Origin of the sequence: Pseudomonas sp. FSL R10-1350 (genome assembly GCF_009600525.1) — a bacterium.
Lineage (GTDB): Bacteria > Pseudomonadota > Gammaproteobacteria > Pseudomonadales > Pseudomonadaceae > Aquipseudomonas > Aquipseudomonas helleri.
Window position 1 is genome coordinate 175981 of sequence record NZ_WIVR01000001.1, and the last position, 15986, is coordinate 191966.

The 15986-nt window shown below is 58.0% G+C and carries 14 protein-coding genes; 9 read left to right on the forward strand and 5 right to left on the reverse strand.

Features of this window, described 5'->3' with window-relative positions:
- The first annotated feature begins 8 nt into the window (after positions 1-8).
- Entirely contained in the window at positions 9-977 is a 969-nt protein-coding gene (locus GHO25_RS00810) for an ABC transporter ATP-binding protein (RefSeq protein ID WP_153389593.1), read from the forward strand.
- Positions 977-1951, forward strand: a complete 975-nt coding sequence (locus GHO25_RS00815) for a peptide ABC transporter ATP-binding protein (protein WP_153389594.1) — start codon at positions 977-979, stop codon at positions 1949-1951. Before GHO25_RS00810 ends, GHO25_RS00815 begins: the two co-directional genes overlap by 1 nt.
- Positions 1952-2292: 341 nt before the next feature.
- Here the strand turns inward: GHO25_RS00815 and GHO25_RS00820 are convergent, their stop codons facing one another.
- Positions 2293-3876, reverse strand: coding sequence for a peptide chain release factor 3 (locus GHO25_RS00820; RefSeq protein ID WP_048367260.1), 1584 nt, complete (start codon positions 3874-3876; stop codon positions 2293-2295).
- Positions 3877-4213: 337 nt separating this feature from the next.
- On the opposite strand from GHO25_RS00820, the gene GHO25_RS00825 reads away from it, so the two are divergent.
- From GHO25_RS00825 to GHO25_RS00845, 5 genes are all read left to right on the forward strand, one after another.
- A complete protein-coding gene (locus tag GHO25_RS00825; RefSeq protein WP_048367262.1) occupies positions 4214-4930 on the forward strand; it encodes an ABC transporter permease in 717 nt (238 codons plus the stop codon).
- A 24-nt stretch (positions 4931-4954) separates the two neighbouring features.
- On the forward strand, positions 4955-5848 hold the full coding sequence (locus GHO25_RS00830) for a glycine betaine ABC transporter substrate-binding protein (RefSeq protein WP_153328542.1): 894 nt from the start codon (positions 4955-4957) through the stop codon (positions 5846-5848).
- A gap of 9 nt (positions 5849-5857) precedes the next feature.
- A complete protein-coding gene (locus tag GHO25_RS00835; RefSeq protein ID WP_048367265.1) occupies positions 5858-6511 on the forward strand; it encodes an ABC transporter permease in 654 nt (217 codons plus the stop codon).
- Complete coding sequence (locus GHO25_RS00840) at positions 6508-7665, forward strand: betaine/proline/choline family ABC transporter ATP-binding protein (RefSeq protein WP_048367267.1); 1158 nt, start codon at positions 6508-6510, stop codon at positions 7663-7665. Before GHO25_RS00835 ends, GHO25_RS00840 begins: the two co-directional genes overlap by 4 nt.
- Before the next feature lie 280 nt (positions 7666-7945).
- On the forward strand, positions 7946-9187 hold the full coding sequence (locus GHO25_RS00845) for a hypothetical protein (protein WP_082148617.1): 1242 nt from the start codon (positions 7946-7948) through the stop codon (positions 9185-9187).
- Between the two features lie 89 nt (positions 9188-9276).
- On the opposite strand, the gene GHO25_RS00850 is transcribed toward GHO25_RS00845, so the two are convergent.
- Positions 9277-10176, reverse strand: coding sequence for a hypothetical protein (locus GHO25_RS00850; RefSeq protein ID WP_153389595.1), 900 nt, complete (start codon positions 10174-10176; stop codon positions 9277-9279).
- A 374-nt stretch (positions 10177-10550) separates the two neighbouring features.
- Between GHO25_RS00850 and leuC the strand changes: the two genes are divergently transcribed.
- A complete protein-coding gene (gene leuC, locus GHO25_RS00855) occupies positions 10551-11972 on the forward strand; it encodes a 3-isopropylmalate dehydratase large subunit (protein ID WP_153389596.1) in 1422 nt (473 codons plus the stop codon).
- Positions 11969-12583: a 3-isopropylmalate dehydratase small subunit gene (gene leuD / locus GHO25_RS00860; protein WP_153389597.1), complete on the forward strand. Its 615-nt coding sequence runs from the start codon at positions 11969-11971 to the stop codon at positions 12581-12583. The genes leuC and leuD overlap by 4 nt, the downstream gene beginning before the upstream one ends.
- An 85-nt stretch (positions 12584-12668) precedes the next feature.
- On the opposite strand, the gene GHO25_RS00865 is transcribed toward leuD, so the two are convergent.
- From GHO25_RS00865 to GHO25_RS00875, 3 genes are all read right to left on the reverse strand, one after another.
- Positions 12669-13586 carry a LysR substrate-binding domain-containing protein gene (locus GHO25_RS00865; RefSeq protein ID WP_178109931.1) on the reverse strand — a complete coding sequence of 306 codons (918 nt, stop codon included), beginning with the start codon at positions 13584-13586 and terminating at the stop codon, positions 12669-12671.
- A gap of 38 nt (positions 13587-13624) precedes the next feature.
- A complete protein-coding gene (locus GHO25_RS00870) occupies positions 13625-14500 on the reverse strand; it encodes an alpha/beta fold hydrolase (RefSeq protein ID WP_048367278.1) in 876 nt (291 codons plus the stop codon).
- Positions 14501-14606: 106 nt separating this feature from the next.
- Positions 14607-15980 (reverse strand): ATP-binding protein, encoded by a 1374-nt coding sequence (locus GHO25_RS00875; protein WP_153389625.1) that lies wholly within the window; start codon positions 15978-15980, stop codon positions 14607-14609.
- Positions 15981-15986: the final 6 nt, after the last annotated feature.

Genomic DNA, 15986 nt, shown 5'->3' on the forward strand with positions numbered 1-15986 from the left:
AGATTCCCATGTCACTGCTAGAAATCAAGAATCTCAACGTTCGTTTTGGCGACGCCAACGCCGTGCCGGTTGTCGATGGTTTGAGTCTGTCTGTGGATAAAGGCGAAGTACTGGCCATTGTCGGTGAATCGGGGTCGGGCAAGTCCGTGACCATGATGGCGCTGATGGGCCTGATCGAAGCCCCCGGCATTGTCACCGCCGACGCCCTGACCTTCGGCGGCAAAAACATGCTGACCCTCAGCCCGCGTCAACGCCGGCAAGTGGTCGGCAAAGACATGGCGATGGTCTTTCAAGACCCGATGACCGCCTTGAACCCCAGTTACACCGTGGGTTTCCAGATTGAAGAAGTGCTGCGCCTGCACCTCAAGATGTCGAAAAAAGACGCCCGCAAACGCGCCATCGAACTGCTCGAAAAAGTCGAGATCCCGGCTGCGGCCAGCCGCATGCAGGCTTATCCACACCAGTTGTCGGGGGGCATGAGCCAGCGCGTTGCGATCGCCATGGCCATCGCCGCCGAACCCAAACTGCTGATCGCTGACGAACCGACCACCGCGCTCGACGTGACCATTCAGGCGCAGATCATGGACTTGCTGCTCAACCTGCAACGCGAGCAGGACATGGCCCTGGTGCTGATTACCCACGACCTCGCCGTTGTCGCTGAAACCGCACAGCGCGTGTGCGTGATGTACGCAGGCCAAGCGGTCGAAGTCGGCAACGTGCCGGGGCTGTTTGACGTCCCGGCGCACCCGTACAGCGAAGCATTGCTGGCGGCCATCCCGGAACACAGCATGGGCGCTGCGCGGTTGGCGACCTTGCCCGGCATCGTCCCCGGCCGTTACGACCGCCCGCAGGGCTGCTTGCTGTCCCCGCGCTGCCCGTACGTGCAAGACACCTGCCGCCAGCAACGCCCGGCCCTTGAACCCAAAGCTCACAGCCAGGTGCGCTGCTTCTTCCCCTTGAACCAGGAGGTGGCGTAATGACTGTTGTTCTGACTGCCCGTGATCTGACCCGCCATTACGAAGTGTCCCGCGGCCTGTTCAAAGGCCATGCCGTGGTCCGTGCGCTCAACGGTGTGTCTTTTGAACTTGAAGCCGGCAAAACCCTGGCCGTGGTCGGTGAATCCGGCTGCGGTAAATCAACCCTCGCCCGCGCCCTGACCCTGATCGAAGAACCCTCTTCGGGCTCATTGAAAATAGCCGGGCAAGAAGTTGCAGGCGCCAACAAGGCCGAACGCAAGCAACTGCGCAAAGACGTGCAGATGGTCTTCCAAAGCCCCTACGCCTCACTCAACCCACGGCAAAAGGTCGGTGACCAACTGGCCGAGCCGCTGCTGATCAACACCGCCCTGAGCGCCAGCGAACGCCGTGAGAAAGTCCAGGCCATGATGAAACAGGTCGGCTTGCGCCCTGAGCATTACCACCGCTACCCGCACATGTTCTCGGGTGGCCAGCGCCAGCGCATCGCCCTGGCTCGGGCCATGATGCTGCAACCCAAAGTGTTGGTGGCCGATGAGCCGACCTCGGCGCTCGATGTGTCGATTCAGGCGCAGGTGCTCAACCTGTTCATGGACTTGCAACAAGAGTTCAACACCGCTTACGTCTTCATCTCGCACAACTTGGCGGTGGTGCGGCATGTGGCCGATGAAGTGCTGGTGATGTACCTGGGCCGCCCGGTAGAAATGGGCCCCAAAGAAGAAATCTACACCCGGCCGCTGCACCCTTACACCCAGGCGCTATTGTCGGCGACCCCGACCATCCACCCGGACCCGCTCAAGCCGAAAATCAAAATCACCGGAGAACTGCCCAACCCGCTCAACCCGCCCTCTGGTTGCGCCTTCCACAAGCGCTGCGCGTACGCGACCGAGTTTTGCAGCACTCATGAGCCGTCATTGCGTGTGCTGGATAACCGGCAAGTGGCTTGCCATCACGCGGAGCTGTTTTTGCAGGCATAGCGCAAAACCCTGGCTGTAGGCGCCAATGCAGTTCACTTAATAAGAGTGGGAGCGGGCTTGCTCGCGATGGCCTTTAGAGCGCCTCATTTATTCGGCAAAACGCGTCATCGTTAACGACTATCGCGAGCAAGCCCGCTCCCACAGAGTTAAGTGACCAGTCAGGGTTTATGTCTGGCTGTCGCCATCGTCGGCATCGCTGCTGTCATTGCCAGAGCTGCCGCCCTGGCCGTCAGCAACACCAACACCACTTAAAGCGGGCGATAGACCTGTTTGGAATAGCCAGGCATAAAAAAAGCGAAGCCCGAAGGCTTCGCTTTTTTAACCCGTAAACGCCGGAGCGCTTAGTGGTGCTCACGCGTTGCGCGGAAGCTGATTTCTGGCCAACGCTCTTCCATCAACGCCAGGTTGACGCGGGTCGGGGCCAGGTAAGTCAGGTGTCCGCCGCCATCGACGGCCAGGTTTTCAACGGCCTTGTTGCTGAACTCTTCCATCTTCTTTTTATCGCTGCTGTCGATCCAGCGCGCGGAGTACACAGTGATTGGCTCGTAGGAGCATTCCACTTTGTATTCTTCTTTCAGGCGGCTCGCGACCACGTCGAACTGCAGCACACCGACGGCGCCCAGAATGATGTCGTTACTGCGCTCCGGGAAGAACACCTGGGTGGCGCCTTCTTCGGCCAGTTGCTGCAAGCCTTGGCGCAACTGCTTGGACTTGAGCGGATCGCGCAGACGCACGCGACGGAACAGTTCCGGGGCGAAGTGCGGGATACCGGTGAAACTAAGGTTTTCACCCTCGGTGAAGGTGTCACCGATCTGGATGGTGCCGTGGTTGTGCAAACCGATGATGTCGCCCGCGTAGGCTTCTTCGAGCTGTTCACGCTCGGAGGAGAAGAACGTCAGCGCATCGCCGATGCGCACGTCTTTGCCAGTACGCGCGTGGCGCATCTTCATGCCCTTTTCGTACTTGCCCGAGCAAATGCGCATAAAGGCGATACGGTCGCGGTGTTTAGGGTCCATGTTCGCCTGGATCTTGAACACGAAGCCGCTGAATTTTTCTTCAACCGGCTCAACCACACGCTCGTTGGCCACACGGGCCAGCGGCATCGGTGCCCAGTCAACCACCGCGTCCAGCACGTGGTCGACACCGAAGTTGCCCAACGCCGTACCGAAGAACACCGGGGTCAGTTGCCCGTCGAGGAACTCCTGCTGGTTGAACTCGTGGCAGGCGCCCTGCACCAGCTCAAGCTGTTCGACAAAACGATCGTACTCGTCACCCAAATGGGCGCGGGCTTCGTCGGAGTCGAGCTTTTCGATGATTTTGGTTTCGGTACGTTCATGACCGTGCCCGGCGGTGTAGACGATGATGTAGTCGTCTGCCAGGTGGTAAACACCCTTGAAGTCGCGGTAGCAACCAATCGGCCAGGTGATCGGCGCTGCCTTGATTTTCAGGACGGCTTCGATCTCGTCGAGCAATTCGATCGGGTCACGAATGTCACGGTCGAGTTTATTGATAAAGCTGACGATCGGCGTGTCACGCAGGCGGCAAACGTCCATCAGGGCGATGGTCCGCGGCTCAACACCTTTACCGCCATCGAGCACCATCAGCGCCGAGTCGACCGCCGTCAATGTGCGGTAGGTGTCTTCCGAGAAGTCTTCGTGGCCCGGGGTGTCGAGCAGGTTGATCATGTGGTCGCGATACGGGAACTGCATGACCGACGTGGTAATCGAAATACCCCGTTGCTTTTCCATTTCCATCCAGTCGGAGGTGGCATGGCGGTCGGACTTTCGCGATTTCACCGTACCGGCGACCGCAATCGCCTTGCCCATCAGCAAGAGCTTCTCGGTGATGGTGGTTTTACCCGCATCGGGGTGGGAAATAATGGCGAAAGTGCGGCGTTTCGCGACTTCGGCGGCCTGATGGGTCATGGGAAATCGCCTGACGATTGATTCAAAAAAGGGCGCGGATTATAGCTCAAATCAGGGCCGTGCAGCCACCGTTCGCGCCCTTGCTCGTCGGACAAGGGTGGCAATGTGCCGTAAAAAATGTGAACCTTTTAAACAGTGGAGGCGTCCATTCCTTTGATACGACAACGTGTCAGGGGCTGAATTATCAGCAAGTTAGTCTGACGAGGCTGCGCTAATGACAGGCAATTGGGGTGTATTTCGCCCCACCTGTTGCTCTTCGCGAACGCATTGCCGGCAGCCATAAATGGCCTTGCCACACGGGAATGTGTCCGCCGACTGAAAAAAAAGGAGTCCGCCTATGGCTAATCGCTATGGTAAAGGGCTTATAGGATGCGCGGTTGTGATCGCGGTCCTGGCCCTGTTGGTCCACTGGATCGGCATAAGCACTATCGAACACTATCAAGATGATCTGTTGTTCTACCTGCAAGCCCACCTGTACCTCGTACTCGCTTCAATGTTTATCGCCCTCCTTGTAGGGATACCCGCTGGCATTGCGTTAAGCCGACCGAACATGGTCGGGCATGCCGAACGTTTCATGCAGGTCTTCAACATCGGTAACACCGTTCCACCGCTTGCAGTACTGGCCATTGCCCTGGGTTTTCTGGGGATCGGCAGTGGGCCTGCTATCTTCGCGCTGTTTCTCGCCTCGTTGCTGCCCATTGTGCGCAACACCTACGAAGGCCTGAAAAACGTTCCTGCCTCACTCAAAGAAGCCGCTGTCGGTATCGGCATGACCCCGCGCCAAGTGCTGTGGCGCGTCGAATTGCCCAATGCCGTGCCCATCATCATGGGCGGCGTGCGGGTTGCACTGGCGATTAACGTCGGTACTGCGCCGCTGGCCTTCCTGATTGGCGCCAACAGCCTGGGCAGTCTGATTTTCCCTGGCATTGCCCTCAACAATCAGCCGCAATTGATCCTTGGCGCAGCGTGTACCGCGCTGTTGGCATTGCTGCTCGACGGCCTGGTGATACTCATCAGCCGCCGCTGGTTGGAACGCGGTCTGCGACCTTCATAGGTCGGGCTGAGGAAAGGAATAATCATGAAGAAAATTAGCTTGATATTAGGCTGCATCCTGCTGTTCGCAGGAATTGTTCAGGCCGCAGAAAAACCCACCATCCGTATTGGTGCGCGGGTGTTTACCGAGCAAACCCTGCTCGCAGAAATCACCGCCCAGTACCTCAACAGCAAGGGCTATAACGCCCAGGTAACCGGCGGTCTGGGCAGCAGCCTGGCACGCAGCGCCCATGAAACCGGGCAACTGGACATGGTGTGGGAATACACCGGTGTGTCGCTGGTGGCCTACAACCACATCACCGAGAAGCTCGACAAAGATCACGCCTACGACCGCGTGAAAGAAGTCGATGCGAAAAAGGGCCTGATCTGGCTGCACCCGTCCAAGTTCAGCAACACCTATGCGCTGGCGTTGCCACAAAACGTGGCTGAAAAGTTCCCGGACATCAACACCATCAGCGATCTGGACAAAGCGCTGCGTGACCCGGAAAACAAAAACGCCCTGGTGGCACTCGATACCGAGTTCGCCAACCGCTCCGACGGTTTGCAAGGCATGGTCAAGCTGTACGACATGGACCTGACGCGCAAAAACATTCGCCAGATGGACGCAGGCCTGGTCTACACCGCCCTTAAAAACGGCCAGGTGTTTGCAGGGCTGGTGTACACCACTGACGGTCGCTTGAGCGCATTCAACCTCAAGTTGCTCGACGACGACCTGCATTACTTCCCGGACTACACCGCCGCGCCGGTGGTGCGTAAAGCCTTCCTCGACGCGCACCCGGAGCTCGAAGCGCAACTCAAGCCGCTGGCTGATCTGCTGGACGACGAAACCATGCGCCAGCTCAACGCCCGGGTCGACGTTGACCACGAAAGCCCGTCCAAAGTCGCCGCAGACTTTCTGCGCCAACATCCACTCAACTGAGGAGAAGACATGGAATTTCTAAACGCCTTTTCCCACATGGACTGGTCACTGGTCGCACACCTGACATGGCAGCACATCACTCTGGTCGGTATTGCCGTCACCCTGGCCATTGTGGTCGGCGTGCCCTTGGGCGTGCTGATGACCCGCTTCCCGTCGCTGGCAGGCCCCATGCAAGCCAGCGCCACGGTGATGCTGACCATTCCGTCGATTGCGCTGTTTGGTCTGTTGCTGCCGTTTTACTCGAAATTCGGCCAGGGCCTGGGCCCGATGCCCGCCATTACCGCCGTGTTCCTGTATTCGCTGCTGCCGATCATGCGCAACACCTACCTCGCCCTCACCGGCGTTGAGCCAGGTATTCGTGAAGCCGCACGCGGCATCGGCATGACCTTCGGCCAGCGCCTGCGCATGGTTGAACTGCCCATCGCTGTGCCGGTGATTCTGGCCGGTGTGCGCACCGCCGTGGTGATGAACATCGGTGTCATGACCATCGCCGCCACCATCGGTGCTGGCGGTCTGGGTGTACTTATTCTGGCTGCAATCAGCCGCAGCGACATGTCGATGCTGATCGTCGGCGCGGTCCTGGTCAGTGTTCTGGCCATCGTCGCTGACCTGCTTCTGCAATGGCTGCAACGCTCGTTGACTCCAAAAGGATTACTGAAATGATCGAACTTCAAAACCTCAGCAAGACCTTCCAAAGCAACGGCAAAGACGTTAAGGCCGTGGACTCGGTAAGCCTGACCGTCAACGAAGGCGAAATCTGCGTATTCCTCGGCCCATCGGGTTGCGGCAAAAGCACCACGTTGAAAATGATCAACCGCCTGATCAAACCGACCTCCGGCAAGATTTTGATCAACGGCGAAGACACCACCGACCTCGACGCAGTGACGCTGCGCCGCAACATTGGTTACGTGATTCAGCAGATCGGTCTGTTCCCGAACATGACCATCGAAGAAAACATCACCGTGGTGCCGCGCCTGCTGGGCTGGGACAAACAAAAGTGCCATGACCGTGCCCGCGAACTGATGAGCATGATCAAGCTGGAACCCAAGCAGTACCTGCACCGCTACCCGCGTGAACTGTCGGGTGGTCAGCAACAGCGTATCGGCGTGATCCGCGCCCTCGCGGCCGACGCACCGCTGCTGTTGATGGACGAGCCGTTCGGTGCGGTCGACCCGATCAACCGCGAAATGATCCAGAACGAATTCTTCGAGATGCAGCGCGCGCTGAACAAGACCGTGATCATGGTCAGCCACGACATCGACGAAGCCATCAAGCTGGGCGACAAGATCGCCATCTTCCGAGGCGGCAAGCTGCTGCAGATGGACCACCCGGACACCCTGCTCGCGCACCCGGCCGACGACTTTGTCAGCAACTTTGTCGGCCAGGACAGCACGCTCAAGCGCTTGCTGCTGGTCAAGGCCGAAGATGCGGCTGACAACGCACCGTCGGTGAGCCCGGAAACGCCAGTGGCCGAAGCACTGGACCTGATGGACGAACTCGACCGCCGCTATGTCGTCGTCACCGACGCCGACAACAAGGCACTGGGTTATGTCCGTCGTCGCGACCTGCACCGTCAGACCGGCACCTGCGGCCAATTCCTGCGTGAATTCAACGCCACCGCGGCCTACGACGAACACTTGCGCATCCTGCTGTCGCGCATGTACGAGTTCAACCGCTCATGGTTGCCGGTGATGGATGCCGAGCGTGTGTTCCTCGGTGAAGTGACCCAGGAATCGATCGCCGCCTACCTGAGCTCGGGCCGTTCACGCGGGGCCAAAACCAGCATCGTTTCACCGGCTGAAATAGCCTCCGCTTAACCCCTGCCATTTGTCCCCCCTCACAGCGCTGCCACAGCACTGTGGGGGGCGGTCCTGCGACCCGCATCACAGCCTCGTTGCGCGTTAGCGGCTACAACCAGCTCGACGTTTCAGCGTTATTTGACATCGTCGCTATTAAAACTAAGCCGACCATAATAAATCAATATCAAAACTGTTATTTCTAACAGTAGTAATTATTTTAAAACCCTATTAACTCGAACGCGCACACAACAAGACCATCACACTAAAATAAACAATGCGTTGAGAGGGGCAAAACATCATGAGTATTTCATCTCTAATTAAAGCCGATAATTCTGGCGCTGCGGATACACACTTTGGCAAAGAAGGCATTGCCGTTATTAATTCCTCGCACCTGACAACCGGCACTTCAAGTTGCGTGGTGGCCACACCGGACAACAGGTTTCTGGCGACATGGGCAGCAAATACTCCAGACAACAGTACTGTCATGGGCATTGCGCGCCTGACAAACGATGGCGCGATGGATCGCACATTTGGTGTCGAAGGCCTGGTTGAGTGCGTGTTTAAGCAAGGCCACCGTAACGTAGCCTCCGGGCTCGCGTTGATGTCTGATAATCGCACGCTGTTATGGGGGCACTTTTTGATAAATTCCGTCAAACCAGTGCCTGCACTGATCTGTGTGAAGAAGGATGGTGCTGTTGACAAGACATTTGCTGAACAAGGGGTCTTTGCAGTACCTGAGCCGCTTGAAAATGAATCCTATATGTTCAACTCTGCCTGTGTTTCTCCAGACAAAAGTATCTTCATGGTGTATGGCAAAAGTTTAAATGGCCTCTGGACAACTTACATAACAAAGTTAATGCCTAACGGCACACTGGATGAGCGCTTTGCCGAACGCGGCGTGCGTAAATTTCAACATCATGGACAATCGACATCGCCCGGAGGCGTGCTGATGCTGAAGAACGGTCGCCTCGTTGTTTTCAGCAGCGTACTGAATAACGATGTGTTTATTGCCTGCTTTGATAGCCAGGGCGTTTTGGTGCCCGATTTTGCAGACCAAGGCGTTCTCACACTGGCGTATGAAGACAAAACGTACTTGCAGTTCAGTCTTGTCGAAACACCCACCGGCCTGGTCAGTATCGGTAGCACAAGTTTGAGGACTGACCCGAATATCAGTCACGGCATGATGGTCGGGATAACCTTCAAGGGGCAGCTGGATACAGCGTTCAATCAGGCAAAACCCGTGATTATCACTTTCCCGGCAATATCCCCTCTTCAGTGTCATCAGATCGTTTGCCAGCCCGATGCAAAGTTGGTCATCGCGGGCTATAGAGCCGCGTCAGATCCTGCGCCGCAGGGGATGATTGGCCGCTATCTGTCAGACGGTACCCCGGACAACAGCTTTGGCCAGAAGGGTCTGGCATCCACCGGTACGTTCGTCCATACCTCATCAAAGCAAGGTATGGCGCTCTCGCCCAAGAGGCGCATCGTATGTGCGGGTCGCCATGACAAGCACGGTGTCCTGGCAGGTTTTCTAGGCTGAGTACCGGGCCATTGAAGGTGCATGGCCCGTCCTGATGATGGCTCGCATGCCTTTCGCTGCGAGCCTGACCCATGACCCGGGCCATAAACTCACCGTTGGGTGTGCAGGCTCGGCGCTTGGTCTTCGGGAATAAATCGGAAAGTCGCTGGATCCGCGTCATTGGCCGGCAAGCTAATGAGAATGATCGGAACCAGAATGCCCGTCTCCTTCAAAAAATCCTGTTGGTCATATTGCGCGCCAGCCTTGCCTGAACTGTCCAGATAAAAGAACGCTTGAAGTGGTAATACATCACCTATGTCCTGATCCCACTTGGCGACTCTCAGCTCATTGTGACTAGAGAGTTGAGGGTTGAATACCAAACGCTGAGCTTTAAGCCCTTCGGTAAACGCAATCGTTGCATTTTCACCTAATGCTTCACGCACATTAAAACCGCACATTTCGCCATAACTGCCATATTGATTGTAATGTTCGACCCATCGTTCAGCCGTATTAATACCTTGTACCTGGCACTCCCGGCTGGTTGGCCGATTTGGACTTTGACCGCATCCCTGATCCTCCCTTGCATTCGTCGCCCCATCCCGGGGAAAGAAACACAAAATGGACACACTGACTTTACCTTCAGGTGCAAGCAGGCGCGGATATAAGATAAACCCATTCTTATACAGGTAGAAATTTGTAAACTTTGTGTCTTTGCGCAAATACGAGAACGATACCTCGTTACCACTGGGATTGGGGTTCCAGGCATGATACTGGGTCGAAGGCGACGTCCCCCTGATGATGACACCTGAACATTCAAATGCGGCGGAGGGATTGTGCGGCCGACATGCACTGACCGGGTTGTTGTAACGTTCGGTCAATGCCGCTGCGGTTTCTTCACCTAAACGATTCAAGTGTTGGTATGCCCCAGCAGGCGTCGACGTTTTAACACCTTCATGGCTGGCGCACGCTGTTAATAAAACTGTTAAAACTACCAGTAATAATCTTGTCATTATCAGTACCTTAAGGTGATTAAATGCAAACACGCTAAATGGCGCGAAGAACAACTTGCGACAGCTTGGCGGCTTTAACCAATACAAACACCTGTAAGAACTGACAGTTATCTATAATTAAAGTGAATATGATTTTAACTTATCTGCCTTTGCAGTTCTGTCAGCGCTCCAGACGCTGCACTAAAGGACGGTGAGGAGTTGGTTGAAGTGACACAAAAATCAATTAGCCCCTAGCCGTTTCAAAACAGCTCACGCGCCACAACAATTTTTTGCATCCAACACGAATCATGATCTGAGCCATCACTGCCTGGCCATTGATGGTGCACTGCCCGTCCTTATGATGGCTCGCATGCCTTTCGCTGCGAGCCTGCCCCATGACCCACGCCAAAACCCTCTATGACAAGCACATCGATGCGCACACCGTGTGCGCGCTCGATGACCAAGGGCATGTTTTGCTCTACATCGACCGTCAGGTCATTAACGAATACACCAGCCCGCAAGCCTTCAGCGGTTTGCGCGAGGCCGGGCGTGATGTGTGGCGCCCGCAAACCGCACTGGCGGTGGTTGACCATGTGAACCCGACCGCGCCGTTGCGCGTTGCCGCCATGGCCGATGCCGGCGGCGCGTTGCAGGTGTCGTACCTGCAACAGAACTGCGAAAAGTTCGCCATCGAGCTGTTTGATGTGCTCGACAAGCGCCAGGGCATCGAACACGTCATCGCCCCGGAACAAGGGTTTATCTTGCCCGGCATGGTGATCGCCGCCGGTGACAGCCACACCACCACCTACGGCGCATTGGGGGCGTTTGGATTCGGCATCGGCACCTCGGAAATCGAGCACCTGCTGGCCACCCAGACCCTGGTGTATAAACGCCTGAAAAGCATGCGTGTCACTGTTGAGGGCGAACTGGGTACAGGGCTGACCTCCAAAGACGTGATCATGGCCCTGATTGGCAAGATCGGTGCCTCCGGCGCCAGCGGTTATGCCATTGAGTTTGCCGGTTCGACCATTGAGGCGCTGAGCGTCGAAGCGCGCATGACCATCTGCAACATGGCCGTCGAAGCCGGTGCTCGCGGCGCCTTTATGGCCCCCGATGACAAAGTGTTCACCTACCTGCAACTCAAGCCGCGTGCCCCGCAAGGCGAACAATGGGAACGCGCCGTGGCCCGCTGGCGCTTGCTGTACAGCGACCCCGGCGCACAGTTCGATCAAGAAGTGCACCTGGACGCCACTGAGTTGCAGCCCATGGTCACCTGGGGCACCAGCCCCGACCAGGCCGCCACCATTGGCAGCACCGTGCCTGACCCGCAGGGCGTCAGCGATCTGATTTTGCGCCAGGACATGCGTCGCGCCTTGAGCTACATGGGCCTGGAGCCCGGCATGGCGCTGAACGAGGTGGTCATCAGCCACGCCTTTATCGGTTCCTGCACCAACGCCCGGATTGAAGATTTACGCGACGCGGCCCACGTGGTGCGCGGCCACAAGGTCGCAGCCCATGTACGCGCCATGATTGTTCCTGGCTCCACCCAAGTACGCGATCAGGCAGAAGCGGAAGGCTTGGCGGCGATCTTTATCGAGGCTGGATTTGAGTGGCGCCAGTCTGGCTGCTCGATGTGCCTGGCCATGAACGATGACGTGCTCGCCCCCGGCGACCGCTGCGCCTCCAGCACCAACCGCAACTTCGAAGGCCGCCAGGGCGCCGGGGCACGCACCCACCTGATGAGCCCGGCCATGGTCGCGGCGGCCGCCATTACCGGCCACCTCACTGACGTTCGCCAACTTGCCGGGAGACTCTGAGCATGCAACCGTTCACCACCGTCAGCGGCAAGGCCGCGCCCCTGCTCGCCGCCAATATCGACACCGACGTGATCATGCCCAAGCAGTTTCTTAAAGGTATTGATCGCAACGGGCTGGACCGCGGCGTGTTTTTCGATCTGCGCTTTCTGCCCTCGGGCGAGCCAAACCCTGAGTTCATCCTCAACCAGCCCGCGTGGCAAGACGCACGTTTTCTGGTCACCGGGCCGAACTTCGGCTGTGGTTCCAGCCGCGAGCATGCGGTCTGGGGCTTGAAACAGTTGGGTATCCGCGCACTGATTGGCAGCAGTTTCGCCGGGATTTTCTATGACAACTGCCAGCGTAACGGCGTGCTGGTGATCACCCTGGAAGACGTATTGGTGCAGGCGCTGGGCCGACTCATCAGCCAGCCCCAAACGGCTGAAATCACGATAGACCTGATCACGCAAAGCATCCGCCTGGCGGAGGGTTCAGTGATTGAATTCAAGATCGACGACCTGCGTAAAACCGCGCTGTTAAAGGGGCTGGATGCGATAGGCAGCACCTTGCAGCGCAGTACACAGATTCGCGAATTTGAGCAGCGGCATTTGCAGGCTAATCCCTGGTTGCGCTGAAAAGCGCCCTCACCCCAGCCCCCTGTAGGAGCGAGCTTGTCTCGCGATCTTTTAAAGATCAAAAGATCGCGAGACAAGCTCGCTCCTACGAGGTGGAGAGTTGTCGCAGGTATGCCTGCAAAAACTCCACACACACCCGCAATTTGCCGGAGTTGGCCAGCCGCGTCGGGTACACCGCCCATACGTCAGCGCTTTGCCGGTAGTCGGCCAGCACCTGCACCAGACGCCCTTGGTCCAGCAGCGGCTTTACATCCCACATCGAGCGCAGCAACACACCGCGCCCATCCAGTGCCCACTGCAAAACGATTTCGCCGCTGTTGGAAGACAGCGGCCCGCTGACCCTCACGCTGGCTTCACCTTCCGGGCCTTGCAGTTGCCAGATACCAAATGCGTTGTCGCGCTCTTTTAGCACAAGGCAATCGTGCTGCTGCAAATCTTGCAGCGACTCAGGCACGCCCCGGCGCTTGAGGTAGTCGGGCGAGGCGCACAGTACGCGGTTGTTGGTGACCAGACGACGGCCGATGTGTTGACCGGCAATGTCATCGCCCACATGGATTTCCAGGTCGAACCCTTCATGCACAATGTCCACCACGCGATCAAACACATCGAGGCGGATTTCCAGTTCCGGGTACTGCTCGGCCAGTAACGAAATGGCCGGCGCGACATGGTTGCGACCAAAGCCAAAGCTGCTGCACAGGTGCAAACGGCCACGGGGCGCGGTATGCGCATCGGACAGTTCGTCCTGCAATTGCTGAACATCATCAAGGATGCGCACCGCCCAGCGCTGCACCCGCTCACCGTCGTCGGTCAGGGCGACACGTCGACTGGTGCGGTGCAGCAAGCGGCTGCCAAGGGTGGTTTCAAGGATCTGGATACGTTTGCTGACATAGGCCGGGGACAATCCCAGCTCTTCTGCCGCCGCAGCAAAGCCACCCTTGCGCACAACCGTAAGGAACACCCGCAGGTCTTCAGGCAACGGCGCAGTGTCTTTTTTGGGCGGCATGGTCATGAACGCGTGGCGACAAGAATGCAGAGAATAGCTCAGCGCAAAAAAGGCAGCACGTGCTCAAGCAGCAATTGGGGGACTTCCTCGCCAATGTAGTGCCCGCACGGTAACGCCTGGCCACGCACATCGGTTGCGACTTTCTGCCATTCGGCCAGCGGGTCGAAACAGCGCCCGACCGTCCCTTGCGCGCCCCACAGCACCAACACTGGCAGGTTCAGGTGGCGACCGGCGTCGATGTCTTCGCGGTCATGCTCAAGGTCAATGCTGGCGCTGGCGCGGTAGTCCTCGCAGATCCCCCGCGCCGTACCCGGCAATTGAATGCAGCGCACGTATTCGGCCAGCGCAGGCGCCGTAAACGGCTGCAAGCCGGCGCTGCGACTGCCCATCACGCTCAACAGGTACTGCTCGGGGTCGGCTTCGATCAGGCGCTCCGGCAGCGGTGCCGGGCGAATCAAAAAGAACCAGTGCCAGTAAGCCCGGGCAAAGGCTTCGTCGGTCTGCGCATACATTGCCAGCGTCGGCGCGATGTCGAGCATCACCAAACGGCTGACGGCCTGCGGGTGATCCAGCGCCAGACGATGGGCCACACGGGCACCGCGATCATGGGCCAGTACCGAGAACTGCTCAAACCCCAGGCTGTGCATCAACGCCAGCGAATCGCGGGCCATTTCACGCTTGCTGTAGTTGCTGTGATCGGCCACTGCTGCGGGCTTTTCGCTGTCGCCGTAACCGCGCAAGTCGGCCGCGACCACTGTGAAGTGCTCCGCCAATTGCTCAGCGACTTTGTGCCAGATGACATGCGTTTGCGGGTGACCATGGATCAACAACAACCCCGGCCCGCTGCCGCCGATACGGTAGGCAATGTGAACGCCATTGACCTGGCGCTGAGCTGTTTGAAATCCCGCGAACATGAGGCTGCTCCTTCTAATGGTCAGCCCATGCTAGGGCCCTCAAATTTTGCTGCAAGGGCCAAACCGTGGCGGCTCGGTTCATGAAGTGTGAAACATCGCACCGCCCTCACTGAGCGGGCAAGAACACACAGGCGCTTAAACCGCCCCCTTCACGATTGCTCAGCGTCAGGCTGCCCTTGTGGCTGACAGCAATGCGCTTGGCGATACTCAGGCCCAAACCAAAACCACCGGACTGATCGTTGCGCGAGTGATCGGCGCGCACGAACGGGTCGGTGATCGACTGCAACACCGCTGGCGCGATGCCCGGCCCGCGATCGTTGATGCGCAACGTCACGCCGTTAGACGAGCGCTCGACCTCAAGGGTGATGTCGCGGGCATAGGCTTGTGCGTTTACCAGCAAGTTCTGCAAGCAACGGTGCAACAGCACGCCGTTGGCGTAGATCATCCCGCCCCGGCCGCAGATGGGCAACGGCTCGGCGGGGGTCGACAACTCTGCGCACAGGTTGCGCAAAACACTGTCGACATCAATGAACTGGCACGTGTGCTGGTTGGCGCTCTGCAAATAGACGAGTACCTGGGTAATCATCTTGTCCATCTGGTAGATGTTCTGCTTCAAGCGCTCACGCTGATCAACATCACTCAACCGCTCGATGCGCAAGCGCATGCGGGTTAATGGCGTGCGCAGGTCGTGAGACACCGCCGCAAGAAAAAAGCTCTGGTCATTGACCATCGCGACAATCTGTTTTTGCATGGCGTTAAAGGTCTGGGCGGCCTGGCGAACCTCCAGCGGCCCCTCAACCGCCAACGGCTTCTGATCCAGGTTATCGCCCAGCGCATTGGCGGCATCACTCAGCCGTTTAAGCGGACGCAGGCACAGCCGCACCGCCAGCCAGCACATCCCGATCACGCCGATAATGCGCACCACATAGACCCGCAGAATGTAGTCGGCAATCAACGCCCACGCCGACTCGCCGCTCCAGCCCTGCAACTCGTGCCCCTCGATACTCAACCAATGACCGTCGGCCAGCGGCACCGCGAAGTCGATGTGCGCCGTGGCCGTTTGCAGGCCAAACAGGCTACGCCAGACCAGCGGCTGGCCCTCGGCATCGGTGAGGTCGACCTCGATCATTTCAACCGTGGGCTCTTGCCCCAATTCATACGCCAGCGCCTGCTTCAACAGCAGCGCTGTGCGTCGGGCAGCACGGTCGTTCTCAGGTTGGCTATCGGGTTTCGCGGCCAGGCACGTGACCGTGTAATTGGCCGGGGCTGTCTGCGGCTGCCCCGGCAAACAACCGGGCTGGTCAATCAGTGGTGCGGTGCGGCTGGCCATTAACCGGACCGGGGCTTCGAGCACCTGTGCATAACGCACGTCGAACCAGATGCTGCTCGACAACAATTGAATGGCCAGCGTGCCGCTGACCAGAATCAGCGTCAGTTGGCCAAACAAGGTTTTCGGCCACAGGCGCCTCAACCCCTTCAACAGCAG

Coding starts and splice junctions, on each gene's coding strand:
- GHO25_RS00865 (WP_178109931.1), bottom strand. CDS start 13,586: ATGCCGCCCAAAAAAGACACTGCGCCGTTGCCTGAAGACCTGCGGGTG.
- GHO25_RS00830 (WP_153328542.1), top strand. CDS start 4,955: ATGAAGAAAATTAGCTTGATATTAGGCTGCATCCTGCTGTTCGCAGGA.
- GHO25_RS00845 (WP_082148617.1), top strand. CDS start 7,946: ATGAGTATTTCATCTCTAATTAAAGCCGATAATTCTGGCGCTGCGGAT.
- GHO25_RS00815 (WP_153389594.1), top strand. CDS start 977: ATGACTGTTGTTCTGACTGCCCGTGATCTGACCCGCCATTACGAAGTG.
- GHO25_RS00825 (WP_048367262.1), top strand. CDS start 4,214: ATGGCTAATCGCTATGGTAAAGGGCTTATAGGATGCGCGGTTGTGATC.
- GHO25_RS00840 (WP_048367267.1), top strand. CDS start 6,508: ATGATCGAACTTCAAAACCTCAGCAAGACCTTCCAAAGCAACGGCAAA.
- GHO25_RS00835 (WP_048367265.1), top strand. CDS start 5,858: ATGGAATTTCTAAACGCCTTTTCCCACATGGACTGGTCACTGGTCGCA.
- leuC (WP_153389596.1), top strand. CDS start 10,551: ATGACCCACGCCAAAACCCTCTATGACAAGCACATCGATGCGCACACC.
- GHO25_RS00870 (WP_048367278.1), bottom strand. CDS start 14,500: ATGTTCGCGGGATTTCAAACAGCTCAGCGCCAGGTCAATGGCGTTCAC.
- GHO25_RS00850 (WP_153389595.1), bottom strand. CDS start 10,176: ATGACAAGATTATTACTGGTAGTTTTAACAGTTTTATTAACAGCGTGC.
- GHO25_RS00820 (WP_048367260.1), bottom strand. CDS start 3,876: ATGACCCATCAGGCCGCCGAAGTCGCGAAACGCCGCACTTTCGCCATT.
- GHO25_RS00810 (WP_153389593.1), top strand. CDS start 9: ATGTCACTGCTAGAAATCAAGAATCTCAACGTTCGTTTTGGCGACGCC.